General features: G+C 45.6%; 22 protein-coding genes. 19 read left to right on the forward strand and 3 right to left on the reverse strand.

Going from position 1 to position 25,255, the window contains the following annotated elements; all coding sequences use genetic code 11:
• The first annotated feature begins 82 nt into the window (after positions 1-82).
• From ACAW68_00650 to ACAW68_00675, 6 genes are all read left to right on the forward strand, one after another.
• Entirely contained in the window at positions 83-697 is a 615-nt protein-coding gene (locus ACAW68_00650) for a response regulator transcription factor (GenBank protein XGA16115.1), read from the forward strand.
• Positions 698-742: 45 nt separating this feature from the next.
• Positions 743-2,140: an ATP-binding protein gene (locus ACAW68_00655; GenBank protein ID XGA16116.1), complete on the forward strand. Its 1,398-nt coding sequence runs from the start codon at positions 743-745 to the stop codon at positions 2,138-2,140.
• Positions 2,137-2,760, forward strand: coding sequence for a hypothetical protein (locus ACAW68_00660; GenBank protein ID XGA16117.1), 624 nt, complete (start codon positions 2,137-2,139; stop codon positions 2,758-2,760). The genes ACAW68_00655 and ACAW68_00660 overlap by 4 nt, the downstream gene beginning before the upstream one ends.
• Positions 2,761-2,866: 106 nt before the next feature.
• A complete protein-coding gene (locus ACAW68_00665; protein XGA16118.1) occupies positions 2,867-4,012 on the forward strand; it encodes an LCP family protein in 1,146 nt (381 codons plus the stop codon).
• 66 nt (positions 4,013-4,078) lie between these two features.
• Entirely contained in the window at positions 4,079-4,681 is a 603-nt protein-coding gene (locus tag ACAW68_00670; GenBank protein ID XGA16119.1) for a thymidine kinase, read from the forward strand.
• An 85-nt stretch (positions 4,682-4,766) separates the two neighbouring features.
• Positions 4,767-5,723: an acryloyl-CoA reductase gene (locus ACAW68_00675; GenBank protein XGA16120.1), complete on the forward strand. Its 957-nt coding sequence runs from the start codon at positions 4,767-4,769 to the stop codon at positions 5,721-5,723.
• A gap of 47 nt (positions 5,724-5,770) precedes the next feature.
• Here ACAW68_00675 and ACAW68_00680 read toward each other — a convergent pair whose 3' ends face one another.
• Both ACAW68_00680 and ACAW68_00685 read right to left on the reverse strand, forming a co-directional pair.
• Positions 5,771-6,433 carry a hypothetical protein gene (locus ACAW68_00680; protein XGA16121.1) on the reverse strand — a complete coding sequence of 221 codons (663 nt, stop codon included), beginning with the start codon at positions 6,431-6,433 and terminating at the stop codon, positions 5,771-5,773.
• Between the two features lie 35 nt (positions 6,434-6,468).
• Entirely contained in the window at positions 6,469-6,894 is a 426-nt protein-coding gene (locus ACAW68_00685; protein XGA16122.1) for a hypothetical protein, read from the reverse strand.
• Between the two features lie 325 nt (positions 6,895-7,219).
• Between ACAW68_00685 and ACAW68_00690 the strand changes: the two genes are divergently transcribed.
• The 5 genes from ACAW68_00690 to ACAW68_00710 all read left to right on the forward strand — a co-directional run bounded on the left by ACAW68_00690 (position 7,220) and on the right by ACAW68_00710 (position 12,247).
• Positions 7,220-8,152: a phosphate/phosphite/phosphonate ABC transporter substrate-binding protein gene (locus ACAW68_00690; GenBank protein ID XGA16123.1), complete on the forward strand. Its 933-nt coding sequence runs from the start codon at positions 7,220-7,222 to the stop codon at positions 8,150-8,152.
• Between the two features lie 142 nt (positions 8,153-8,294).
• Complete coding sequence (phnC, locus tag ACAW68_00695) at positions 8,295-9,062, forward strand: phosphonate ABC transporter ATP-binding protein (protein XGA16124.1); 768 nt, start codon at positions 8,295-8,297, stop codon at positions 9,060-9,062.
• Between the two features lie 3 nt (positions 9,063-9,065).
• Positions 9,066-9,848 carry a phosphonate ABC transporter, permease protein PhnE gene (gene phnE, locus ACAW68_00700; GenBank protein ID XGA16125.1) on the forward strand — a complete coding sequence of 261 codons (783 nt, stop codon included), beginning with the start codon at positions 9,066-9,068 and terminating at the stop codon, positions 9,846-9,848.
• Entirely contained in the window at positions 9,848-10,642 is a 795-nt protein-coding gene (phnE, locus tag ACAW68_00705) for a phosphonate ABC transporter, permease protein PhnE (GenBank protein ID XGA16126.1), read from the forward strand. Before phnE (ACAW68_00700) ends, phnE (ACAW68_00705) begins: the two co-directional genes overlap by 1 nt.
• Positions 10,643-10,696: 54 nt before the next feature.
• Positions 10,697-12,247 (forward strand): bifunctional UDP-sugar hydrolase/5'-nucleotidase, encoded by a 1,551-nt coding sequence (locus tag ACAW68_00710; GenBank protein ID XGA16127.1) that lies wholly within the window; start codon positions 10,697-10,699, stop codon positions 12,245-12,247.
• Between the two features lie 43 nt (positions 12,248-12,290).
• On the opposite strand, the gene msrA is transcribed toward ACAW68_00710, so the two are convergent.
• Positions 12,291-12,815, reverse strand: coding sequence for a peptide-methionine (S)-S-oxide reductase MsrA (gene msrA, locus ACAW68_00715; GenBank protein ID XGA16128.1), 525 nt, complete (start codon positions 12,813-12,815; stop codon positions 12,291-12,293).
• Between the two features lie 183 nt (positions 12,816-12,998).
• Here msrA and ACAW68_00720 point away from each other — a divergent pair, with 183 nt between their 5' ends.
• From ACAW68_00720 to ACAW68_00755, 8 genes are all read left to right on the forward strand, one after another.
• Positions 12,999-13,235 (forward strand): hypothetical protein, encoded by a 237-nt coding sequence (locus ACAW68_00720; protein XGA16129.1) that lies wholly within the window; start codon positions 12,999-13,001, stop codon positions 13,233-13,235.
• A gap of 87 nt (positions 13,236-13,322) precedes the next feature.
• Positions 13,323-14,105, forward strand: coding sequence for a type I methionyl aminopeptidase (map, locus tag ACAW68_00725; GenBank protein ID XGA16130.1), 783 nt, complete (start codon positions 13,323-13,325; stop codon positions 14,103-14,105).
• Positions 14,106-14,123: 18 nt separating this feature from the next.
• On the forward strand, positions 14,124-14,912 hold the full coding sequence (locus tag ACAW68_00730; GenBank protein ID XGA16131.1) for a hypothetical protein: 789 nt from the start codon (positions 14,124-14,126) through the stop codon (positions 14,910-14,912).
• 267 nt (positions 14,913-15,179) lie between these two features.
• Positions 15,180-16,373, forward strand: a complete 1,194-nt coding sequence (gene metK, locus ACAW68_00735; protein XGA16132.1) for a methionine adenosyltransferase — start codon at positions 15,180-15,182, stop codon at positions 16,371-16,373.
• Positions 16,374-16,723: 350 nt separating this feature from the next.
• Positions 16,724-22,093: a KxYKxGKxW signal peptide domain-containing protein gene (locus tag ACAW68_00740; GenBank protein XGA16133.1), complete on the forward strand. Its 5,370-nt coding sequence runs from the start codon at positions 16,724-16,726 to the stop codon at positions 22,091-22,093.
• Positions 22,094-22,171: 78 nt separating this feature from the next.
• Positions 22,172-23,248, forward strand: a complete 1,077-nt coding sequence (locus ACAW68_00745; protein ID XGA16134.1) for a glycerophosphoryl diester phosphodiesterase membrane domain-containing protein — start codon at positions 22,172-22,174, stop codon at positions 23,246-23,248.
• Complete coding sequence (locus ACAW68_00750; protein XGA16135.1) at positions 23,191-23,952, forward strand: glycerophosphodiester phosphodiesterase family protein; 762 nt, start codon at positions 23,191-23,193, stop codon at positions 23,950-23,952. The genes ACAW68_00745 and ACAW68_00750 overlap by 58 nt, the downstream gene beginning before the upstream one ends.
• A gap of 242 nt (positions 23,953-24,194) precedes the next feature.
• Positions 24,195-25,241 (forward strand): BMP family protein, encoded by a 1,047-nt coding sequence (locus tag ACAW68_00755; GenBank protein ID XGA16136.1) that lies wholly within the window; start codon positions 24,195-24,197, stop codon positions 25,239-25,241.
• The last annotated feature ends 14 nt before the right edge of the window (positions 25,242-25,255 follow it).

Here is a 25,255-nt window from a genome sequence, read left to right on the forward strand (position 1 = left end):
TTCTTTGCGTGAGATACAACTGAGATACAAACGTGAGGTATGATAGACTGTCATTACGAATTAGTGAAGGAAGGCAGTTGTCATGAAGCGAACAATTCTAATAGTCGACGACAGTGTGCGAATTAACCAGCTTGTCAAAATGAGTTTGATGAATACGTATGATATCGTACAAGCGTTCACTGGTGAAGATGCCGTTGCAAGCCTGCAATCGACAAAGATTGATCTAGTGTTATTGGATATCACGTTGCCTAAGATGAGTGGTTATGACGTTTTGCCGTATATCACAGATAAGGAAATACCAGTCATCTTTTTGACAGCTAAAACTGAGGTAGCGGATGTTGTGCAGGGTTTGCAACTGGGAGCGGATGATTACATCACAAAGCCATTCCACCTGGAAGTACTGAAGAGTCGGGTTGAAGCGGTCATGCGTCGCGTGTATGGCCATGCCGATGAAATCATTAAGTATGATAATTTGGTAATTGATGTCACCCAACAAACGGTTCGTCGGGATGGTGAGTTGGTGGATTTAACGAATAAGGAATTTGAACTGTTGGTTTATTTCGTGCGCAACCAAGGGGTCACTTTAGCGCGTGAAACACTTTATGAAAACATCTGGGATTTTGCAGATGACATGGTGGATACCCGAACTGTCGATTTGCATGTGCAACGACTACGTAAAAAAGCTGGGCCTAGCTGACCGGATTACGACGGTGTTCCGCGTTGGCTATCGAATGGAGACGCTATGAAAATTTCGATTAAATTGTTCATTGCTTTCATTGTCATTTTGGTGGCGTCACTATCGATCAATAGTGTGTTGGTATTGCATCGCAGTTTTGAAAGTGGTCTGCAGGAAAAGGAATCAAGTGCTGCGGTCCTTAATAAGCAGACGGCGCGACAAGTGCAACAGCTGGACTATCAACAAGATAAAGGCATTAAAGAAGGACAAGTCATTAAGTTCGTCGGCACAACGCAAGATAATGTGTTGATTTGGGATGCGAAGCAAAAGCTGATTTACCACGAGGACATGGCAGTTAAGCAAGCTGACCGTTTGAATTTGCTAGATAGTGATAAACAACAGATTCAATATTTGTTAGATGGTAATCGAAAGTATGTCGTGGCGACAATTAAGGTGCAACTGTTGCGTAAGACGTATTATATTAGCACGTTTACGGATTTGAATTCGGTCTATGTGGCGCAAAAGCGATTGCTTCGTGATGTGCAGGTTAACTTGTTGGTGTTGTTCTTAGTATCGACGGCAATTATTTATATCTTAACGAAGCAAATCTTGGTGCCAGTCCATCAATTGCGTCAGGCCAGTCAGTCGTTTCAGACAGATCCGATGGGTTATCAGCCCTTGAAGCCGATGCGTCATGATGAATTGACAGAATTGGTAAATGATTTTAACCAGATGGCACATCAAATTCAGGCAATGGTGGCATCTGAACGTGAAAATGCGGCGTTTCAAAAAGAGTTTGCGAGTCATTTGACTCACGAAATTAATACGCCGCTGACGATTATTTTGGGGTATGCCGAGCTTATCGCTGAATCGAATGTCACTGAAGAGGTGAAGCAAGAGGCGGTGCGTTATATTGTGGATGAAAGTACGCGATTAAAGCAGCTTGGTAGCCGTATCAGTCAGTTGATTCAATATGATCACGTGACTTTACAGCGCGAAACCATAAGTAGTCAGATGTTGCACGAAAAGGTGACAGATATTGCCCTTGGCATTCGACAACAAACAGCTCACGGGTTCCAATTTGAGTATGCACATCAGGCCGACTATCGTTCGCATACAGATATGGGCTTGGTTTCAGAAATGCTGGTCAATCTGTTGGATAATGCCGTCAAAGCATTACCGCAACAAGGTGGTCGAATTACGGTGGCAGAAGACTTGGATGAAACGGGACTGACAATTACGATAACTGATAATGGTCATGGATTAGATGAACAAGCCGTTGATGATGTGTTTGAACCGTTCGTGACAGATAGTGAGCTTGGTGAAGATGATCATCTTGGCTTAGGATTGTCGATTGTCAAAAGAATTAGTACGGCTTTGGGGTGGCGTGTAGCCTTAAAGAATAATTCTGGGGAAGGAGTGACCGTCAGCATTCAGGTGCCGGCGCAAGATATTGAACGATGAAACAAAAGCAAAATTGGCTTGTGCTCGGCTTGGCGATTCTCTTTTTCTTCCTAGTAATTGGCATGCTCCAACTGTTTGTGCACTGGCAAGATAATCATTATAGTCAGCAGGCACCACATCAGACGGCATATAGTTTGCCCAATAAGCAGCAAATGCCATTAAGCAACGCTGAGGCCTTGACCGTTGTGACTGAATACGCCAATCCGATTAAGTTTAAAAGTGACGTCGACGAAGCAGGCGGGGTTGACTTAAAGAAAATACTGGCACCAGTTGTCGGCGACATTCCTAATGATTTACAGATACTTGATGTTGAAAAACGGGTGTATCACTCAACCAATGGTGAGGTTGTGACAACTTATTATGTTAGTGCGATGAGTAAAACAAATGAGATCGATTTTTATTTTGTACCCAGCAACAATTTAATTTTGAATCTGCAATGGTTTGGGGACAATATTGATTTGCCGTTGCAAACGATTGCGCAAAATTGGCGCAACAACATCAACGTGACGTTGCGTCATCAGGAAAGTCTGGCTGATGGTGAAATTAGTCAACAATTTGTATCAGGCATTAATTATCGACTAGCAAAATCAAATGCCAGTTTAGTAATCACACTTGTTTAGAAGGAAGCTCGCAAAATTGCGAGCTTTTTCTTTTGCGATACAAGTTAGATACAACTACTCCGTATGCTTAAGCCTATATTAGTTTAAGTAGAGGAGTTTAGTGAACATGACAGAGCAGAATGGAAGTGAACAATCACGTGTTAGCAAGCGCCACGGTGTACGATGGGGACGCGTTATTGGTACAGGGATAGTCGTTGTATTGTTGGCGTTGGTCGGTGTTGTGGGCTTTACGTCGATGCGTGCAAAGACGGTGGTCGACAAGACTTATCAAGATGCTGGTATGAAAAAGTCACGTGATGTATCCGCAGCAATTCGAGATGGTAAGCCAATTTCCGTTTTGTTGATGGGGACTGATACGGGTGAACTCGGTCGTGATGACAAGGGACGCACGGATTCAATGATGATTATGACGATTAATCCGCAAAAAGAGGAAACGACGATTATGTCGATTCCGCGTGATACTTTGGTTGCTGTGCCTGGGTATGAAGATACGTTCCCACAAAAGATTAATGCTGCGTATGAATTGGGATCAGCCAAGACCGCGATTGAAACGGTGCAAGATTGGTTGAATATTCCGATTGACTATTACGCACTCGTTAACATGGGCGGTTTGGAGCAAGTTGTTGATGAAATTGGTGGCGTGAAAGTTAAATCACCGCTCACGTTTGACTTTAATCCAGATACTGCGCATGCAACGCCTGGAAATCTGTACAGTTTCGTAAAGAACAGCAGTACATTTACGCACACTGGTGAAGATGGTAAGACGAAGACGTATACCAAGATGGATAGTAAGGCAGCATTGGCTTTCTCACGGATGCGTTACGATGATCCGCGCGGGGATTATGGTCGTCAACAACGTCAACGGTTGGTGCTTGAAGCGGTTGTTGATAAGGCTAAGGCCAACCCCGCATCATTGTTGACGGATGGCTTCATGACATCACTATCTAAATCAGTGAAGACTGATTTGACGTTTGGCGATATGACAACGATTGGCACGAAGTATTTAAATGCCACAAAGAATATCAAGTCAGATTATATTCAAGGGCAGGGATACAACTTGGCATCGGGATCTACAGAAGTTGTGTCACGGCAAGAAGAACAACGTGCGACGAATGTCCTACGTCGTTCATTGAATTTGGAGGAAGCGGAAACAGGTAACTTGTACGCTGGCAAGATTTCTGATGCAGAAGCTGCTGCGATTGGCGTGCCGACGATGGCAGCATCAACTGATACGGTAGAACAAGCGCAATAGGCTAGTTGACTAATCTAGTACGCTTAATGAAGACACAGCATCATTGAGAGTGAAAGGTTGGACGCTATGACGCAATTAACGTTTGTATACGGCACGATGGCTTCGGGAAAGTCGATTGAAATTCTGAAGGTGGCCCATAATTATGAGGTGCAGGGACGTAAGCCGATGCTCCTGACTTCAGCATTAGATGACCGCACGAATGTCGGTGAAATTTCATCGCGCATTGGCCTTAAGCAAGACGCTGGCATTATTCATGCGACGGACGACCTTTTCGAAATGGTGGCGCGTCAAGCTGAGCAACCAGCGATTGTGTTGATTGATGAAGCGCAATTTATGACGCGTGAACAAGTTATGCAATTAGCGCACATCGTGGATGATTTGGACATTCCGGTAATGGCGTTCGGTTTGAAAAATGATTTCTCAAATCACCTTTTCCCGGGATCTGAGGCGTTGTTGATTTTCGCAGATAAGCTAGAAGAAATGAAGACGCTCGATTCGTTTGGGACGAAAAAGGCGACGATGAATTTACGTATCCATGACGGTAAGCCGGTGTATGAAGGTGAACAAATTGAGATTGGTGGGGATGAAGCTTATTTACCAGTTTCTCGTTATCACTACTATCACCCGGATGAGGCAGCTATTGCGGCCCGCTTCCGTAAACAAAATTAATGAATCAAGCCACTGCCGTTTTTGCGACAGTGGCTTTTGTTTATTCATGATATATTGGAAGAAACAGGTTTTGGGGGACAATGAGATGACAGCAACAGCATATGTGATGACTGATACCAAAGGCGTTGTGCAAGGCGATTTTGTCGAACACGAATTGCCTGAACTATCAGCTGGGGAGATACAAATTCAAACGGCTTTTTCGAGTGTGAACTACAAAGACTACTTGGCGAGTTTGCCTAAGGGTGGCGTGATTCGCCAATATCCAATGGTGCCGGGAATTGATGTTAGCGGGACGGTAGTAGCGTCAAAATCAGGGTCATTTGCAGTTGGGGATGAAGTACTAGTAACTGGCTATGATTTAGGCGTTCGTCACGATGGTGGTTTTGCGACGCAAGTGCAAGTGCCAGCAGAGTGGGCGGTGAAGTTGCCAGATGGTCTTTCTCCGCAAGATGCTATGGCAATTGGAACGGCTGGGTTTACAGCTGGTTTGGCTATTATGAAGTTGGAAGGGTTGGGGATGCGTGTTGCTGATCAACCCAAGATTGCGGTGACCGGGGCAGCTGGTGGTGTTGGTAGCGTGGCACTAGCGTTGCTGCAAGCTGACGGCTACCAAAATGTGACGCCGATTGTGCACCGCGGTGGTGAAGATGAGATGACAGCCGATGATGTTTTGGCATTACCGAATAAGCCGCTTTTGTCGCAAACGTATGATTATGTCATCGATACGGTTGGTGGCGAGTTAGCAGCTAAGTTGATTGCTATGCTGCACTACAATGGTGCAATCGCCATGACAGGTAATGCTGGTGGCGTGGATTTGCCAACGTCAGTGTTCCCGCTAATTTTGCGTGGTGTTAGCATCTTAGGCGTCGATTCAGTGGCAGCTGATATGCCAACGCGCCAATTATTGTGGCAACGTTTTGCAACTGATTGGCATGTGATGCATGAGTTGCCGGTTGAACAAGTGCCTTTTGAAAAGTTGCCAGATGTACTTGATGCGTTTGCAGCACATACGCATAAGGGACGTACGATTTTGACATTCTAAACAAAGACGCCGACCAGGTTGGATAGACCTGATCGGCGTCTTTTGGTTTAAAAATTAGTTACCCATTTTCCACTATATGGTGTCATTTCATACTTCACTGAAGCTGGTATGAGATTACGCCAAACAGCGATTGCCACTAACGTGTTAGCGTTAGTGTCCCAATGGACGTTTGAGAGAGTTACATAATAAGTTTGGTTCTGGAAATCAACAGGAACGGTTGCACCTGGAGTGGTGGCGCCATTTCGTCCTATGTTGGTTAAATGCTCTGTATAATAATTTTGCTTTAGAAGATTCATAGCATCTGATACGGACATATTAGTGCCAGTAACCTTACCGTTGGTGTCATTAGTAACCGGTAACCAAACGTTACCGTACCAAATAAATGTTTGGTTACCATTGCTTGAAACCAACTTATTATAACTACTGGACCAATAGATTTGCCCAACATTTTGAAATGGTGGCGTTGCAATTGGTGTGTACGAACCGTATTGTGGCATGCTGTTGAAATAAACGGCATATAAATCAGAGCTGCCTTCAGCAGATTGCAGGGCAGCGACCGTCTTGTTCAGCTGTTCAGTTTGAGCGGTCATGGTTGCTGTTAAATCGCGAATGCGGTTGGCGTCATTTATATCGCCGTTGAGGGTCAGAATTCTGTAATAAGCACTAGCAAATATAGTCGTTGTCGCAATCAGTGTGATGACTGCAGTCACGACAATCGCTGATATCCGCCTTTTCATCATGGCTATTAGTTAACTTTAGACGTTGTAGTGGTAGATTGTGCGTTGTAATTTAGGGCATCTTGAGCGTTTGTGATGGCACTGCTTGCGTTGTCCTTTGCAGCATCAGCTGCAGAAACAGCACTGTTAACGCTTGTTGCGTAAGTGTTTGCGTCATCAATGTAGCTGTTTGCTTCAGCGACGGCGGAGATGGCCATACTGTTATCCTTGCTGTGTTCGTCTTTTTCACCCTTGAGACTGTTTGCGGTTTTGCCTAGTGTGTCAGTTGTATGAGACAACGTACTAGCAAGGTTAGCTATGCCAGTCGCAGCTTGGTTATCGGTAAATTTTGTGACGTTCAGATTCAAAGCCGCGAATCCGGCAGTAGAAACAGCAGTCAAGGCTGCGAGAGTGATAAGTGTGCGCTTAACGAAGCGACGACATGGTTTGTTCATAATTAATAACCCATTTCATGTTTTGAATTATAAAGCGGAATATTCGACATACGAATAACTGCTTTTTAACAACTAATTAAAAATAAGTAACGTTGCATATGTATGATACAAAGAGTCTGCGAATAAGCTTTGCAGCACGACTGAAGTCCCAATTTACGGATAAATAAATCGACATTCTACTTACCGAACATTAATAGTCAATACATATATTTTTTTAAAACGTTTAACTATAAATATGAACAAAATGCATATTGTCATGAAGAAAGTTCGGTGTTATCCTTAATTCAACCTTTAAGGGGACATACATTAAGGAGTATAGAGGGACATGTTTAAAAAGCTTGTTGCAGGGGCTGCACTTACGATTGCAGCATCAACACTTGTTACCGCATTGCCTGCTGCATCAGTTGATGCCGCATCAAAGAAGGTTAGCTTGAAGGAGTTGAACGTCCAATTCGTTCCATCATCACAAGCTGACACGATTCAAGCGAAGGCTAAGCCATTGGAAAAGTTGCTAAAGAAGCAATTGGGGATTCCAGTGCACGTAACTATCTCAACTGACTACAACACGGTTGTTGAGGCGATGGGTTCAAAGAAGGTGGATATGGGATTCTTGCCACCTGACCCATACGTACACGCACACGAGCAATACGGTGCCAAGGTTATCTTGCAATCAGAGCGTTACGGTATTAACGACAAGAAGGGCGACGGTTCAAACACGGACAAGCTTGTTGATTACTACCGCGCGATTGTCTTGGTAAAGAAGGACTCAAAGATCAAGTCAGTTAAGGACTTGAAGGGTAAGAAGATTGCCGTTCAAGATACGACTTCAGACGCGGGTTACATGTTCCCAGTCGTTGACTTGAAGAAGAAGGGTATGAACGTTGTGAAGAACTCTGACCTAGTTACGGTTAAGGGTCACGACCAAGGTGTTTTGTCAGTCTTGAACGGCGACACGGACGCAGCATTTATCTTTGATGATGCCCGTAACGTTGTTAAGAAGGACAACCCAGATATCTTCAAGCAAACGCGTGCTTTGATGTACACGTCAAAGATTCCTAACGATACAATTGCTTTGCGTAAGGGTATCTCAGCTAAGGATTCAAAGGCTATCCAAAACGCCATGATCAAGGTATCAAAGACGGCTGAGGGTAAGAAGGTTTTGAACGATGTCTACAGCTGGGCCGGTGTTGCGAAGTCAAAGGATTCAAACTTTGACATCGTGCGCGACTACCAAAAGCAAATTGAAGACATCAAGTAAGCTTGATTTCTAAATAAAACGAGAAGAACGGGCTTTACTGGCATTGCCCAGTGAGGTCCGTTCTTCGTACATATCATGTAAAACGGTTCAGCAGATTTCGCTGGATTTGGTTAACAAGGTTAAACAAGAGTGGAGAGTTATTATGACAGCCCAAAAATGCACGATTAAAGTTAAAAACGTTTCAAAGATTTATCCGAAAGGGACGGTTGGTTTGGATAACATTAACTTGGACATCGCTTCAGGTGAGTTCGTTGTGATTGTTGGTCTTTCAGGAGCCGGTAAGAGTACGTTGTTGCGTGCTATCAACCGACTACACGATGTGACGTCAGGTGAAATCTTGATTGATGGTGAAGATATCACGGTTGCGAAGGGACGTAAGCTTCGCGAATTGCGTCGTAACATCGCCATGATTTTCCAAAACTTTAACTTGGTAAAGCGTGCATCAGTTGCGCGTAACGTATTGGCCGGACGCGTGGGTTACTACTCAACGTTCAAGAGTACGTTTGGTCTATTCTCTAAGGAAGATAAGGCGAAGGCTGCCGAGAACTTGGATAAGGTTAACATGCTCGACAAGTACTACACGCGTGCGGACGAGTTGTCAGGTGGACAACAACAACGTGTTGCCATTGCACGTGCCATGATGCAATCACCAACGGTCGTCTTGGCCGATGAACCAATCGCATCACTTGATCCAAAGACAACCAAGATGGTTATGGATGATTTGAAGCGTTTGAACACGGAAATGGGCATGACAGTGGTTGTTAACTTGCACAGTGTGCCACTTGCAATGGAATACGCAACGCGCATCATTGGTTTGCGTGCTGGTCAACTTGTTTATGACAAGCCGATCGCAGAAGTTAACAAGAATGACTTTGACGGTATTTACGCTGAAGCAACAGATGGAGAATAGACGATGAATGTAAGTTTACCTGAACAGCGTTTCAGCGAAAAATGGCACGTCAAGGGTCTACTGGCAACGCTTCTAGTTGTATTAATTTTGTTTGGATCAGGACGCATGACGGGTGTTTCAACTGACTTCAGTTGGGAACAATTCATGGATATCTTGATTAAGATGATGAATCCGGATTGGTCATATGTCACGGCGGTGATTACACCAATCCTACAGACGATTCAAATGGCTTTGGTCGGAACTTTGTTGGGAACGATTATTGCGGTGCCATTCAGTTTGTTGGCAGCCCGTAATTTGATGAAGAACACGATTGTCCGTGGTATTGTCCGTTTCTTCTTGAACTTGGTTCGTGCCTTGCCTGACTTGTTGTTGGCAGCGTTGTTCGTTGCGATTGTTGGTATCGGTCCGATGGCCGGTGTCGGCGCTTTGACAATCTTCAGTTTTGGTATGATTTCAAAGTTGTTCTACGAAGCAATCGAAACAATTGATGAAGGGCCAATTGAAGCGTTGACGGCCGCGGGTACCAACAGCTTACAAACGATTGTGTTTGCGGTTATTCCACAAGTGTTCAACCAATTCTTGAGTTACTTCCTATACACATTGGAAATCAATGTCCGTGCCTCAACGGTGCTTGGATATTTGGGAGCCGGTGGTGTTGGATTGTTCTTGAGTCAGACACTTTCAATGTTCCGATACGATCGCACGGCCGTGGTTATCTTGGCCATCTTGGTTGTCGTGGTGATTGTTGACGGCATTTCAAATCGATTGCGGGAGGCGTTGGCATAATGCAAGTAGTTAAGCAAAGTCCTTGGCACCGTTATCGTCCTTGGATTATTACAGTGTTGGTTGTTGCATTGTTTGCCTGGGCTTTTTCTGGGATTCCAATGTCATCAGTTAAGCCACAAGCACTATTGATTACGAAGGCTATTTTCACAGGATTGTTCCATCCGGATTGGTCTTACGTTTATACAGGGGATGGCGAAGATTTGATTACAGCGCTGGTTGAAACGCTGGCCATTGCCTTCTTGGGAACGTTCATCTCAGCTATTTTGTCAGTACCATTTGCCTTCTTGGCAGCCCGCACAAAGAAGGAATTCTTCACGCCACGTTCAACGTTGGGTAAGGTGATTTTGACGGTTATCCGTGTGTTCCCAGAAATCGTGATGGCCATCATGTTCATCAAGGCGGTTGGTCCTGGTGCCTACGCTGGTGTATTGGCAGTCTCGATTCACTCAATTGGTATGTTGGGAAAGTTGTTCTCAGAAGCGGTTGAAAACATCGACCGCGGACCGAACGAAGCCATCGTGGCAGCTGGCGGATCAGCGCTTGATGGTTTGACATTGGCAACGTTGCCAGCAGTTATGCCTGAATTTATGAATTACACGCTATACCGATTTGAAATCGCGGTTCGTTCAGCGGCTATTTTGGGTATGGTTGGTGCCGGTGGTATCGGTGCGCCATTGATTTTTGCCTTGCAAACACGTCAATGGCCAAAGGTTGGTATCATCTTGCTAGGCATCATCATCATGGTGACGGTAATTGACTTCTTGTCAGGTCAATTGCGTAAGCGCCTAGTCTAATAGGTTAGAAGGTCATCGATTACTCGGTGGCCTTCTCTGTTTAAAGGAGTAAACATGCAAGTTTCTATTATTTCGACTTCTGATGTCCACGGTTATTTTCGGGCTGATGATTTCCGTCGACCATTACAAAATGATGGGTTGGGTTTGACCCGCGCAGCGACAGTTATTGAAACGTTGCGTGAACAAGCTGCCCCAGAAGATGTCATCATCACAATTGAAAACGGTGATTTTATTCAAGGGTCACCATTAACGAATTACATTGAGAAAGTCGATCGATCAGCAGTAAGTTTATATGATGACTTGGCTGAAACGATGGGATACGACGTGCGCATTTTGGGTAATCACGAATTTAATTATGGTCGTGATTATCTTGAACTCGTTTTAGGACAAAACGAGTTGCTGTTGAATGCCAATGTGCTCGATGAAACAAGTGGTGAGCCGTTTATCGGTCGGCCATACACGATTATTGAACGTGGCGGGGTGAAGGTTGGTGTCATTGGTTTGATTACCAAGTACGTGCCAAATTGGGAGCAACCAGCTAACATCCATGGCTTAACATTTGCTGACCCGGTCGAAGTAGCCACGCGTTATGTTGCCGAATTGCGTCCACAAGTGGATGTGTTGGTATTGGCTTATCACGGTGGCTTTGCTGAAGATTTGGAGACTGGTGAACCGTTGGAACGTTTGACGGGTGAAAACCAAGGATACCAATTGCTACAAGTGTCAGGTGTTGATGCTGTTGTGACTGGTCACCAACATCGTACGCTGGCAGCGGTTATCAATCATGTTGCGACAACGCAACCTGGCTATCGCGCTGACCAAGTTGGTTTGATGACATTCACATTGAACGACGAGCGTCAAATTACCAACCGTGATGCGCAATTGATTGCGACAGCGGTGTTTCCTGAGAACGATGCGGTGAAGGCAGTTGTTGAGCCGGTTCACGTTGCGACAAACCACTGGCTTGATACGGCGGTCGGTCACGTTGGTCACAACATGCAAGTGACGGATCACTTCGAAGCGCGTTTGCACAGTCACCCATTCATTGCCTTGGTTAACCAAGTTCAAATGGATGCCACACAAACGACGATTGCTAATACGGCGTTGTTTAACAACGAAGTGAAGGGATTGGCTGATGAAGTGACGTTGCGTGACATTATGACGAATTACATTTATCCAAATACGCTAGTTGTCGAAAAGTTGACGGGACAAGATATTGTGGATGCGCTTGAAGTGAATGCACGCTACTTTGTTGTGGATGATAACGGTCAACCAACCGTTAACCCGGCGTTTTTGGAGCCTAAGGTTGAACACTATAACTATGATGTTTGGAGTGGCATTGATTACACATTTGATTTGCGCCGTCGTAAAGGTGAACGCGTGATTGAAGTGCTTGTCGATGGGGAACCAATTGATTTGGCAGGCGAATACGAAGTTGCAATGAATAACTACCGTGCAGGGGGTGCGGGTAATTTTGCATCCTTCTCACTGGATAAGGTGGTTCGTGAAGTGCAACAAGAAACGGCTGATTTGATTGGTGATTACATTATGAGTCACCCAGATATTAAGATTGCCCAACCAACTAATTTCCATGTGATTTATTAAAAATAAAGCCGGTTTCGTCAATGCAGACGAGACCGGCTTTTGATTACTTCTTATCAGACCAATATTTCTTTTGGTAGGCTTTGCGTGGCACCATCATCATGTACTCGCGCAAAGGATTCTTCTTATAAAATTGTTGATGCTCTTCTTCAGCATCGTAGAACGGCTGGGCGTCTTCAATGCTTGTAACGATTGGTGCGTCGAAGCGACCGGAGTCATTTAAGGCGCGTTTTGACGCTTCAGCAATCTGACGTTGTTCGTCGTTCGACACGAAAATCACTGGGCGGTAGCTGTCACCACGGTCAGCAAATTGGCCCATGGCATCCGTTGGATCGGCGAGCTGCCAATATAGTTCAACCAAATCGCCATATGAAACAACATCATCATCGAACCAAATTTTAACGGCTTCTGTGTGACCAGTTTGATGTGATGCGACTTGTGCATAGGTTGGGTTGGCGACGAAACCGCCAGTGTAACCTGAGCGTACCTTTTGAATGCCAGCCATGGTTTCGAATGGCTCGACCATGCACCAGAAACATCCGCCTGCAAAAATTGCTGTTTGAATTGCCATAATATCCCCTCCGTTTGGTTCTTATTCTACTCAGTTGGTGCAAAAACAAAAGCAATATTTCAAGACTTTCCCTTGAAAAATCGTTATTGCAACTTTTTTGGTTATAATAACTACTGACAAAAGTTAAGTGAGGACATAGAAATGGGTATTACACTTCAAATTGATGATGCGATGGTTGCTTAAATGGCAGAAACGATTCGCAAGAGCATTCCACGTATTGCGCGTGCGAATGAGCAAATGATTTTGTCAGCGCCAGAGTTATCAGAGCGCTTGCCAAAGTTGTCAGCTTTGCCTGATGATGAATTGGTACGTGGTTACTTGCAATTCCTATTCATGTCAATGAATGATACGAAGATGTTGTTGGACCGTGCTTACGTTGATCTATTTTTGACGTCACAACTGGCAACGGTTATTTACTGAGAAACTCTTAAAGCCACGCGTTTGCGTGGCTTTTTTGTAAGTGGTACGTGTAGAATAAAAATAGAAGATTAGTGAAGAGAGATTATTATGATTACGATTAAGTCACCTCGTGAGATCGAGGGAATGCGTAAGTCTGGGGCCATCATTGCCGGTATGCACCAAGGACTACGTGACATTATTAAGCCAGGTATTTCTACCTGGGAGATTGAAGAATTCAGTCGCCAATACATCGAGAGTCACGGTGGACGTGCTGCGCAAATCGGTTTTGAAGGCTATGAATACGCCACGACGGTTTCAGTGAATGAAGAGGTTGCGCACGCGTTTCCACGTAAGGCACTTTTCCTTAAGGAAGGCGACATCGTCACCGTTGATACGGTGGTTGAATTGGATGGTTATTATTCAGATTCAGCTTGGACATATGCCGTTGGTGAAGTCTCACCTGAAGCCCAACGCTTGATGGATGTTGCCAAAGAAGCAATGTACATCGGCATTGAACAAGCGCAAGTTGGTAACCGTTTGGGTGACATCGAGGCTGCAATCAATGCCTTTGTTGAAGATGAAAACGGCTATGGTAATGTCCGTGATTATGTTGGTCACGGTATTCAACCAACGATGCACGAAGATCCAAATGTGTTCCACTATGGTGTTGCGGGTCGCGGACTGCGTTTGAAGCCTGGTATGACCATTACGATTGAGCCAATGGTCAATATGGGAACGTGGGAAGTTGAAACGTCTGAAGAAGACGGTTGGACGGTGACGACGTTGGATGGCTCATGGTCAGCCCAATATGAGCACGTGATTGCAATTACCGAAGAGGGTCCGAAGATTTTGACGAGTCAGGACTCTGAATTCGATGCGAAGTATCTATAATTTGCAGGAGGGAAATCCATGACTGGTCAAGAATGGGAAGATAAATTCCGCCAAGAACATGGTCGCGTTGCGCGCCGTGAAGAATATCGTGCAGCTGCTGCACGTAATTTTGAACCTGAAGAGGCGCCGGTAGAAGCGCCGGTTGCGTCAGCTCCGAAGGCTGCTGCAAAGAAGTCTAGTGGCAAGGGCAAGCAAGCGTTGTTCTTGTTGTTGGCTGTCGTCGTTGCCGTTGTGGCTGGCGCCCTGACGTACAAGTTGACGCATCCTAAGACTAACGATGAACCAGCCAAGGTTGCATCTTCAGCTAAGTCAGTGTCAAAGGCGTCTTCAAGCCAAGCTTCGAGCGCGGTTTCTTCTTCAAGTAGTAGCGCAAGTTCATCAAGCGCCAGCTCAGCAAGTTCAACCAAGGCGTCAGACTTTTCAGGAAGCACGCCTGGGGTTGTCGCAACGGACCTAAGTCGTACTGACCGTGCCGAGATTATTGCTCAGGTGGTTATGGCGGGATATAACAAGCCGGCCACTGATGTAAACGGCATTACAGCTGGAACGGTTGGTGGTGTTGGATCTGGTAAAGGGAGCTTGCACCTTGGCGTTGGCGTAAATGGTATTGGCGTGCAATACTCATTAGCTGGGGATGGCGGTGTGAGCCAAATTACTGGCCGCTATAGTGGCGGTAATGGTGACGGCATGCACGACCTTTTCATCGATGTTAATGATTGGTTGGCAAACCATGACCTTGATGCTGTTCGACAAGCCTTTGGCAACGTGACAGTAACTGACAGCGACGTCAGCGCAATGGGTAACTAAAAATAAGTTAACTTTTTAGCTTGCGCGATTGTTCAAAACCACGTATAGTAATTTAAGTATTAAAAAGTAAATAAATTCGACTTTCCTATCGAGAGTTCAGGGAGGGACTAGACCCTTTGATCTGACGCCAACTTACCCGTTTCGGGCGATGTGGTACTTTCTAGCAGATAGGCGCATATCGACTGAACCCCGACATGCCGCCTACGAGTGGTATGTCGGGGTTATTTAATTTCACAAGAGTTTTTTTATTTTAGGAGATTAGATTATATGTCAGAAAAGCGTTTGTTCACGTCAGAATCAGTTTCAGAAGGACACCCAGATAAGGTTTCAGACCAAATCTCAGATGCCATTTTGGACGCCGTTTTGGCTGAAGATCCACAAGCACGTACGGCCATTGAAACGTCAGTAACGACTGGTTACGTTAACGTTTTCGGTGAGATGTCAACGACGGCCTACGTTAACATTAACGAAATTGTTCGTAACACATTGAAGCGCATCGGTTACGATGATAAGGAAGCTGGTTTCTTGGCTGACGATATCCACGTTGGGGTAACGTTGGACGAGCAATCACCTGACATTGCGCAAGGTGTTGACTCAGCTATCGAGCACCGTGAAGATGGTGGTGTTGATCCATTGGACCAAATCGGTGCCGGTGACCAAGGTTTGATGTTCGGTTTCGCCACGAACGAAACGGACGAATACTTGCCATTGTCAGTTGTTTTGTCACACAAGTTGGTTAAGAAGCAAGCTGACGTTCGTCGTTCAGGTGAGTTGTCATACTTGTTGCCTGACGCCAAGGCACAAGTGACGGTTGAATTGGACGAAAACGACAAGCCAATCCGTATCGACGCTGTTGTTTTGTCAACGCAACACCGTGAGTCAATCTCATTGGAGCAATTGCGTGCCGATGTTCGTAAGTACATCATCGACCCAGTTTTGCCAGCCGACATGGTTGACGACGAGACGCGTTACTACATCAACCCAACTGGTCGTTTCGTAATCGGAGGACCTAAGGGTGATGCCGGTATGACTGGTCGTAAGATTATCGTTGATACGTACGGTGGATACGCTCGTCACGGTGGTGGTGCCTTCTCAGGTAAGGACGCAACCAAGGTTGACCGTTCAGCTGCCTACGCAACACGTCACATCGCCAAGAACATCGTTGCAGCTGGTTTGGCCGAAAAGGTTGAAATCCAAGTTGCCTACGCTATCGGTGTGGCAAAGCCAGTTTCAGTTAACGTGAACACGTTCGGTACGGGTAAGGTTTCTGATGACGAATTGGTAGCCGCAATCCGTGACTTGTTCGAGTTGCGTCCAGCCGGAATTATCGAGGACTTGGATTTGCGCAAGCCTCGTTACGAAGCAACTGCCGCATACGGTCACTTCGGTCGTCCTGAATTGGACTTGCCATGGGAGCGTTTGGATAAGGTTGATGCTTTGAAGGCATACTTTAACAAGTAATAGATAAGATAAAGAAAATGGTCGCTAGGCAGAATGTGCTTAGCGACCATTTTTAAATTGTTATTTGAATCCTTAATTGAAAATAACGGGATATTTTAAAATAAGACATATGTCGATATACGAGCGTTGCACCGCGAGAATAATTCTCGTTGTGCAACGCTTTTTTTCTACGCTTCATCACGGTTTGCGCATGTTTTTGGTGGGTGACACTGTTGCGATAGCTATCTTTGGTACCGCTACTGAATATGTGTTAAAACTAAGCTGTATTGACCTTGTGGAGTGGTGAGTGAGCTCCGAGAGGGACGGGGTCGGAACACGTTAGAGAGTATATAACAGTGGGGGTTTGAAAAATGAATAAGGCAGACAAAGCCTTGGGGGCATCCGAGCAACGCAAGCGGATGTATAAGTCCAAGAAGATGTGGGTGATTGCCGGGATTTCCTGTTTGACGTTAGGCGGGGGCGTAGCGTTAGACTTTCCGGATATTTCGGTTGATCGCAATGGCGTTCACTTGGTCCAAAGAACGGCTGACGCAGCGGTCGTGGATGGACAATTGTTTACGAACGTCGATACGACATCGAATGCAACGGGATCACTACCAGTTGGGCAACCAACAAATGTTGATTTCACGATGGATGCAAGTGGTGCGGCTGATGTTTCGTTAGTTGGTGATACATCTCGTGAGGTGGCACTGCAGGTGCCGGCTGGGACCGATATTGAGGCGGCTGGACCAATTAAGGTGCACGTTGAAGTAATCGGCGGACTAGGGACGGTACTTGATCCAGTTGTGAATGCGTTGCAATTGGTCTTAACTGGATTGGATACAACAATCATAAAAGCGGCAATTGGTTCTGAAGTTATAGATAACCTGAATAAAACATTAGACAATTTAAAGAATGGTGCTGTTACAGCGGATTACACGGTTGATCCTAGTGAAGCGACAGTAGAAACTTTGCCAGATGGCAGTCAGTATTTGTCGGTTGACTTGGATGGTGGATTGGGAACGGCTTTAAGCCAAACACTTACCAATACGCTGACAGATTTGTTGAACACGGTGAAAAGTATTAGTGTTCTGGGTGTTGATATCAGTTCGATAACGTCACCGCTCATTGATGGTGTGTTGACGCCGACTATTACCAGCTTGTCTTCAGGAACGGGCGATACTGTTAATCAATTGGTAGATGCTGCTGTTTTAGGTAGCACAACGGTCACGGTGCCGACGACAATCACGCCGGATGGCTCGACATCACCAGTCGAGGTTAAGGGAGCGATTGCGAGTTCGGATGCAATTAATCTTGATTTGTTTGCTGGTGTAGCCAGTTCGACTGATGTCTTAGTTGATTTAACGACAGCGAAGGCAAATGCAAACGCACAGATTGATGCTTTGACTGCATTGACGGATGCCGAACGCGCAGATTATAAGAGTCAGATCGAGGCTGCAACTAGTACAGATGCGATTGATGGGATTGTCACGACTGCGCAATCGGCAAACGAGTTGGCACAAGCGAAGTTAGATGCGAATGCTGCGATTGATGCGCTAACTTATTTGTCTGATGATGAAAAGACAGCATACAAGCAACAAGTTGCGAGCGCAACGACAGTTGAAGATGCGAATAATGTGGTGACGGCCGCAACAACCCAAAATCGAGCAAACGCTAAAACGTGGGGAACTGGCGAAGTCGCCGGCCTAACGAATTTAGATGATGCTTCGAAGCAAGGATTCACAACGCAAATACAAGGCGCAACAACGCCCGAGCAAGTTGAGCAAATCGTAGCGACTGCTAAAACAGCAGATGCAACGGCACTTGCTGACGCACGAACGACGGCCACGACCGCAATTGATGGCATGGCTTATTTGTCGATTGCTGAAAAAGATGACTACAAAGCGAAAGTGGCGAGTGCAACTGACGTGGCTGGTGTGAATGCGGTTGTGTCTGATGCAACTGATCAAAATTTGGCAAATGCCCAATCCTGGGCGAATGATGAAATCACCAAGTTAGTTAACCTGGATGCTGATGCCAAACAAGGTTACGCCGATCAGGTACCAACAGCTACGACTGTGGCGCAAGTTGAACAAATTGTGGCCGATGCTAAAGCGGCCGATGTAGCCGTTGTGGAAGCTGAACGTACGAAGGCGAATGCTGCCATTGATGCGTTGGGTTATTTGTCGACGGATGAAGTGGCGGGATACAAGCAAGATGTTGAAAATGCCACGACTGTTGCTGACGTGAATGATGTGGTTACGCAAGCCACAGCGACGAATTTTGAAAATGCTAAAGACCAGGCAACAACAGCAATCGGTACATTACCTAACTTGGCATCAGATGATCAAGCAACGTACGTCGATAAATTGGCTGATGCCAAAACAGTGGCGGATGTTGAACAAATTGTCGCTGATGCAAATGCAGCTGATTTAGCCGTGTTGGCGGATGCGCAAGATAAGGCGAAAGCGACTGTCGATGCGTTGAACTACTTGTCATCAGACGAGAAAACAGATTTTGAGAATCAGATTGCTAATGCCAAAACAGTGGCCGATGTTGATGCGATTGTTGTGCAAGCAAAGAATACTGATTTGGCGGATGCACGGGTTTGGGCAACAAATGAAATTAGTGCGTTGAATAACTTAGATACTGATACCCAACAGTCATTTATTTCTAAGTTGCCAGATGCTGAAACGGTAGCGGCGGTAGAACAAATCGTGGCGGATGCGAAGGCTGCTGACGAAAGTGCTTTGCAGGATGCACAGGCTGACGCAACTGCGACAATTAAAGAGTTGACGTATTTGTCAGATACGGAAAAGTCGACTGCGACACAAGCCATCGATGACGCAACAACGATTGCTGATGTTGATAAGGCGGTTGCGGATGCGACTGCCAATAACTTGACGAATGCTAAGGGCTCAGCAACGACTGGGATTAGCAGGCTAGCGAACTTGTCTGAAGCTGATCAGACAACATATACAGAACAAGTTAACCAGGCGACGGATGTGGCGACTGTTGAAAAAGCGGTCGCGGATGCAAAGGATGCGGCTGAGTTGGCGTTAACTCAAGCGCAAAAAGCAGCTGATACAACGATTGCTGATTTGACGTACTTATCAGCAGATGAGCTGACTGACTTCAAGCAACAGGTAACAGATGCAACGACCATTTCTGATGTGACGCAGATTGTTACTGGGGCGACCAATCAGAATTTAACCAACGCCAAGGAATCAGGTTCAGATGAAATCGAAGGTTTGAAGAATCTTGATGATAGTCAGCAACAAACATTTGTGGAACAAGTAACGAATGCAGATACGACGGACGCGGTTGAGCAAATCGTTGCTGACGCCAAATCAGCTGATGAATTAGCGGGACAGAAAGCTGATGCGCAAGCTGAAATCGATGCCATGACTTATTTGTCAGATGATGAGAAATCAACGTATAAGAATCAGGTTACCAAAGCGACTGATGCAACTGGTGTGAACAATGTTGTTGGCGAAGCGACTGACACGAATTTGGCTAATGCTAAGGATTCAGCCACAACTGAAATTAGCAGTCTGGCTAATCTATCAGATACCGAGCGGACTGATTACGCCAATCAAGTGACGCAGGCTGGTGATGTCGCAACGGTTGAACAAATTCTCACCGATGCACAAGCGGACGTTGATGCAATGACCTACTTGTCTGATGACGAGAAGGTTGATTATAAGCAACAAATCTCAGATGCGACTGATGCAACAGGTATTAATGCTGTTGTTAATGAAGCAACTGACACGAATTTGGCAAATGCTAAAGCAAGCGCGACAACTGAGATTGGCAACTTAGCCAATTTGTCTGAGGCCGACCAATCAACATACACAGACCAAGCTAATCAGGCGACGGATGTGGCGACTGTTGAACAAGCAGTAACTGATGCGAAGAATGCTGATAAGGCGGCATTGGCGGAAGTGCAAAAAGACGCAGGCACAACAATTGACGATATGACGTACTTGTCGACGGATGAAAAGGATGATGCTAAGCAACAAGTAGCTGATGCCACGACGATTGCTGATGTTGAGAAGCTTGTGTCTGAAGCGACCGACCAAAATTTGGCTAATGCCAAGGATTGGGCAAATGGTGAAATTGCTGAGCTGGCTAATTTGGATGCAGATATGAAGCAATCATTTGATAATCAAGTGTCACTGGCTGAGTCAACTAGTGACATTGAGCAGATTGTTGCCGATGCGCAGGCGGCTGATAAGTTGGCAGAACAAAAATCAGATGCACAGGCCGAAATTGATAACATGACCTATTTGACTGATGATGAGAAGTCAGCTTATAACCAACAAATCTCAGATGCGACTGATATTGCGGGGGTTAATGCCGTGGTTGATGACGCAACTGACCAAAATTTGGCCAGTGCCAAAGACGTAGCGACAACTGAGATTGGCAACCTAGCGAACTTGTCTGAAACTGACCAAACGACGTATACGGACAAAGTCAATCAAGCGACGGATGTCGCGACAGTTGAACAAGCGGTCACTGATGCAAAGCAGGCAGCTGATTCAGCGTTGGCGGAAGCGCAAAAAGATGCAACAGCGACGATTGATAATTTGAGCTATTTGTCATCAGATGAGCAGACCGACTTTAAGCAACAGATTGCTAACACTGAGAATGTTGCTGATATCGCACCAATCGTCACTGAAGCGACGGACCAAAACTTGGCAAATGCTAAGACTGACGCATCGACTGAGATTGATGAGTTACAGCATTTGTCTGATGATAAGAAGCAATCGTTTGTTGATCAGATTTCGAATGCGGATACAGTGGCAGCGGTTGAGCAAATCATTGCAGATGCCAAATTGGCTGACGAGCTAGCGCAACAACAAGCAGAAGCTGAGACGCAAATCGATGAGATGGCGTACTTGTCGGATGACGAAAAAGCATCCTACAAGAACCACGTTGCAACAGCGACGACTTCAGATGAGGTCGCAACGATTATTGATGAAGCTGAAGCAACGAACTTGGCGAATGCAAAAGACTGGGCACATGACGAAATCAGTGACCTGACTAACTTGTCAGCTAGTTTAGTAAGTTCGTTTAGCAGTGAAGCCAGTGGCTCGGATACCGTGGCTAAAGTGGAAGAGGTTGTGGATGAAGCAACGGCTGCCAATGAGCAACCTGAACCGGAACAAACGGCTGAAAATGATTCGGTGCCAACAAGTAATGCTTCAACAATCACCGGTTCTCAAAATGATGCAACAGTGGCGGTTGATGCTACGAAAAACGTGACAACGAATGATGGGGCAACGAATAACGTAGCGGCAGCGCCGTTGCCTTTGAGTAATGCTCAAGTGGCGACAGGTGGTACGGCAACCGGTGCGACTGATACGCCTGTTTGGAGCGGAGATGGTACGCAGAATACTGTCATCACGCCACTGGGTGAGACAGCAACTGGTTCATTATCAACTACGGTGGGTGATCAGATGACTTCGTCTAATGGGAATGCGTCAGGTGCATCAAACCCATACGTCGCGACTGCGAGTTCAATAGCTGGAACGACGGGACAGGGACAAGCAATTGATGATCGCATTGTTTACAACGGATCAAGTAAAGAAGTGACAGATGGTCGAGCTAATCCTGAGGAAACGGACGAACAAACTGAAAAAGTGGCGGACGTACGACCATATCTTGTTGGTATTTTTGCATTCTGTGCAATGTTCTTGGCGTGGATTATGCGTCGTAAGGACAAGAAAGATCAATAGCGAGAGCCCTAAACCCGAATAAACAAATCTGTTTGGTATAATTTGGCAAAACATGTGGGTTTAGGGGAGAAAAATACTATGAAACAATCAATCTGGACGCTGTTATGGCGTCGGTTTTGGCAATCGAAATGGACGCTGAGTCGGCTGTTCTTCTCGATTACGATTTTAATTTCAGTCATCGTCGTCCCAGTTTTGAAGGGTTTGCTGTACGTCGGCCAATGGCTTGATGAAGTGCCGTTTATGTCCCTTTCAAATGTGGGACAAGTGCTGATGCAAAATCCAATCTTCACGGTTATTTTAGTCATCACGGTGCTGATTCTATTAACGGTGTTTATTAGTCAATTGGCCAGTTACACGATTGGCTTTTCGGCAGTACATGAGGGGCAACGTCCGACTGCAACTAGCGTCATGAAGACCGCGTTGCACCGTTTGCGTCAAGGTGGTGTTGGTGCGTGGGTATTGATTTTGTTTTACGGCATTGTCGTATTACCGTTCCCAATGCTAGCATTTCACTCGCAATTAACGGCGGATTTAATCATTCCACAATTTGTATGGCCGACTATCACTGGCACACCGTGGATGTTAACGCTTATCTGGGTGCTTGGTTTAGCAGCATTATTCTTCGCAATTCGCTTTTTCTACGTATTGCCAGAAATTATGCTTGCCGAACACAAGGCGGGGCTGGCAATCAAAAATAGTTGGCGTAAAACGAGCGGGGCGCAAGGTATTAAATTAGCGCTGACACTGTTGGCTGGTTCAATTTTGGTTGGCTTATTAACGTTGATTGTCTTTGGATTGACTTGGAGTGCGCAATACATTGTTGATTGGTTCGCACCATTCACGGTGAGTGCGCTAACAGCGGTTGCAACCTTCACGTTTGCGACGTTGATTGATATTTTCTTTGGCATCATGAGTTTGCAGTTCATTATTGGGTTGATGGCTCGTGATTATCAGGTTGTGCAACTTGTTGATTATGCTACGAAGCCACGCCACACAAAGCGTGTTGTTGGGCTGATTCTAATGCTTGGTGCGTTAATCCAAGGAGCGGGACCGTCATTGTTCTTCGTTGTGAATACCGTTAGCCGACCATTAGTACCTTGTCACATCGTGGTGTGGATGACGGTAACGGTGTACAAAACACAATTCCGGCGATGATTGATACGGTGTCGCATGCTCGTCCAAGTTTTGTGGAGATGGACATCCGCCAAACAAAGGATGGTAAATGGGTGGTGATGCACGATCCAAATTTGGCAACGCTGACAAAGGGTGCTTCGAATAAATCAGTTTCTGATTTGACGTTAGATGAAGCGACGAAGCTGACTGTCTATGAGAATGGACACCAAGCTAAGATTCCGAGTTTTGAAGAATATGCCAAAGCAGCCGAACGTTGCAATGTAAAACTGCTGGTCGAAATTACGACAGAACGCACTAATGCGCCAGACTTAGCGGATTCATTCTTGGATCAATTCCAAACAACAATGGATAAAAATGGTTGGCAGATGCACAGCTTGAACTATTCAGTTGTGCAGCGTTTGAAGACGCTAGATAAGAAGCTACAAGTCGGCATGATTTTGCCGGGTGACTTTATCGGTGCGCCGGTGACGAAGGCGGATTTCTACACGATGGAATACTCTTATTTGACGCAAAGCCAGGTCGATGATTTGAATGAGCGTGGTAAGGGAATCTATGCCTGGACGGTGAATGACTCACAAGGCATGGTTGAAACCTATGCCAAGGGTGTCCAAGGCGAGATTACGGATGACGTCACAGAGTTGAAGTCGGTTGTGCAAGAGACACACCGTGCACACGTGATGCATCAGAAGCTAGGATTGTATATTGTTAACATTTTGGCAAATTAATACATGATGGAAAGTCGAGGCATTCAATGCGATGCCTCGACTTTTTGTGTTAAATGCGAACTTTATGTAAACAATGATGCCAAAGTTCGTCTTTTAACCGTTTGTTAGTAAGGGTCTGGCCAGTTAAAACTATTAAATTACGAAGTATACCCTTTACAATGACGTAAGTTCGGGTTATGATATCTAAGTTGTTAAAAACGAAATAAATGTTCGTGTTTTATATCTATTAAGGGGATTTCATAATGAATCGTAAAGTTGTTTTGGGAATTGGTGCTGTTGTGTTGGTTGGTGCAGGAATTGGGGCTTACATGCACTCTGGCTCAGTTGAAGCTAAGAATGAACACACGTCTGTTGCGTTGATCACGGATGCAGCCGGTATCGATGATAAGTCATTCCAACAATCAGCTTGGCAAGGATTGACGAAGTGGGCAAAGGCGAATGATGTTAAGGAAGGTAAGGGTGGTTACACATACTTCCAAGCCAAGACGTCAGCTGACTTTGAGACAAACATCAACCAAGCTGTTTCAAATGGTTATGAGAACATCTACGGCATTGGCTTCCCAAAGACGCCATCAATTAATGCGGCGGCTAAGAAGTACCCAAAGAACAACTTTATGATTATTGATGATGTTGCAAAGACGCGTAAGAACGTTGTCTCAGTAACGTTCCACTCAGAACAATCATCATACCTAGCCGGTGTTGCGGCAGCTGAAACGACAAAGACGAACAAGCTTGGTTTTGTTGGTGGGATGAAGTCAGCGGTTGTTGATACGTTTGAAGCTGGTTTTATTGCCGGTGCTAAGTCAGTTAACCCTGATATTCAAGTTGATGTGCAATATGTTGGTGATTTCGCTGACGCTGGTAAGGCCAAGACGATTGCGGCTTCAATGTACCAAAACGGTACGGACATCATTTACCAAGCTGCCGGTGGCGCTGGTACAGGTGTCTTTACTGAGGCGAAGGACTTGAATGAAAAGCAAACGAAGGCCGATAAGGTTTGGGTCATCGGGGTTGATATTGATCAATCAGCTGATGGTGATTACAAGGCAACTGACGGCGCATCAAACTTCACGTTGACGTCAGCAACGAAGGGTGTCGGCACGGTTGTGACTGACGTGACGAAGATGGCAGATGAAAACAAGTTCCCAGGTGGCAAGCATTTGGTTTACGGCTTGGATGATAAGGGTGTTGCGGTGACACGCGGTAACATGTCAGATAAGGCATGGTCTGCAGTCGAAGCAGCCAAGAAGCAAATTCTTTCTGGTGACGTGAAGGTGCCAGTGAAGTAAATGAAAAAGACGGC

Source organism: Weissella confusa, from assembly GCA_041871065.1.
GTDB lineage: Bacteria > Bacillota > Bacilli > Lactobacillales > Lactobacillaceae > Weissella > Weissella confusa_A.

Bases quoted from the DNA above. Each gene is read 5' to 3' on its own strand.
- ACAW68_00650 (XGA16115.1), top strand. From the start codon at position 83: ATGAAGCGAACAATTCTAATAGTCGACGACAGTGTGCGAATTAACCAG.
- ACAW68_00655 (XGA16116.1), top strand. From the start codon at position 743: ATGAAAATTTCGATTAAATTGTTCATTGCTTTCATTGTCATTTTGGTG.
- ACAW68_00660 (XGA16117.1), top strand. From the start codon at position 2,137: ATGAAACAAAAGCAAAATTGGCTTGTGCTCGGCTTGGCGATTCTCTTT.
- ACAW68_00665 (XGA16118.1), top strand. From the start codon at position 2,867: ATGACAGAGCAGAATGGAAGTGAACAATCACGTGTTAGCAAGCGCCAC.
- ACAW68_00670 (XGA16119.1), top strand. From the start codon at position 4,079: ATGACGCAATTAACGTTTGTATACGGCACGATGGCTTCGGGAAAGTCG.
- ACAW68_00675 (XGA16120.1), top strand. From the start codon at position 4,767: ATGACAGCAACAGCATATGTGATGACTGATACCAAAGGCGTTGTGCAA.
- ACAW68_00685 (XGA16122.1), bottom strand. From the start codon at position 6,894: ATGAACAAACCATGTCGTCGCTTCGTTAAGCGCACACTTATCACTCTC.
- ACAW68_00690 (XGA16123.1), top strand. From the start codon at position 7,220: ATGTTTAAAAAGCTTGTTGCAGGGGCTGCACTTACGATTGCAGCATCA.
- phnC (XGA16124.1), top strand. From the start codon at position 8,295: ATGACAGCCCAAAAATGCACGATTAAAGTTAAAAACGTTTCAAAGATT.
- phnE (XGA16125.1), top strand. From the start codon at position 9,066: ATGAATGTAAGTTTACCTGAACAGCGTTTCAGCGAAAAATGGCACGTC.
- phnE (XGA16126.1), top strand. From the start codon at position 9,848: ATGCAAGTAGTTAAGCAAAGTCCTTGGCACCGTTATCGTCCTTGGATT.
- ACAW68_00710 (XGA16127.1), top strand. From the start codon at position 10,697: ATGCAAGTTTCTATTATTTCGACTTCTGATGTCCACGGTTATTTTCGG.
- msrA (XGA16128.1), bottom strand. From the start codon at position 12,815: ATGGCAATTCAAACAGCAATTTTTGCAGGCGGATGTTTCTGGTGCATG.
- ACAW68_00720 (XGA16129.1), top strand. From the start codon at position 12,999: ATGGCAGAAACGATTCGCAAGAGCATTCCACGTATTGCGCGTGCGAAT.
- map (XGA16130.1), top strand. From the start codon at position 13,323: ATGATTACGATTAAGTCACCTCGTGAGATCGAGGGAATGCGTAAGTCT.
- ACAW68_00730 (XGA16131.1), top strand. From the start codon at position 14,124: ATGACTGGTCAAGAATGGGAAGATAAATTCCGCCAAGAACATGGTCGC.
- metK (XGA16132.1), top strand. From the start codon at position 15,180: ATGTCAGAAAAGCGTTTGTTCACGTCAGAATCAGTTTCAGAAGGACAC.
- ACAW68_00740 (XGA16133.1), top strand. From the start codon at position 16,724: ATGAATAAGGCAGACAAAGCCTTGGGGGCATCCGAGCAACGCAAGCGG.
- ACAW68_00745 (XGA16134.1), top strand. From the start codon at position 22,172: ATGAAACAATCAATCTGGACGCTGTTATGGCGTCGGTTTTGGCAATCG.
- ACAW68_00755 (XGA16136.1), top strand. From the start codon at position 24,195: ATGAATCGTAAAGTTGTTTTGGGAATTGGTGCTGTTGTGTTGGTTGGT.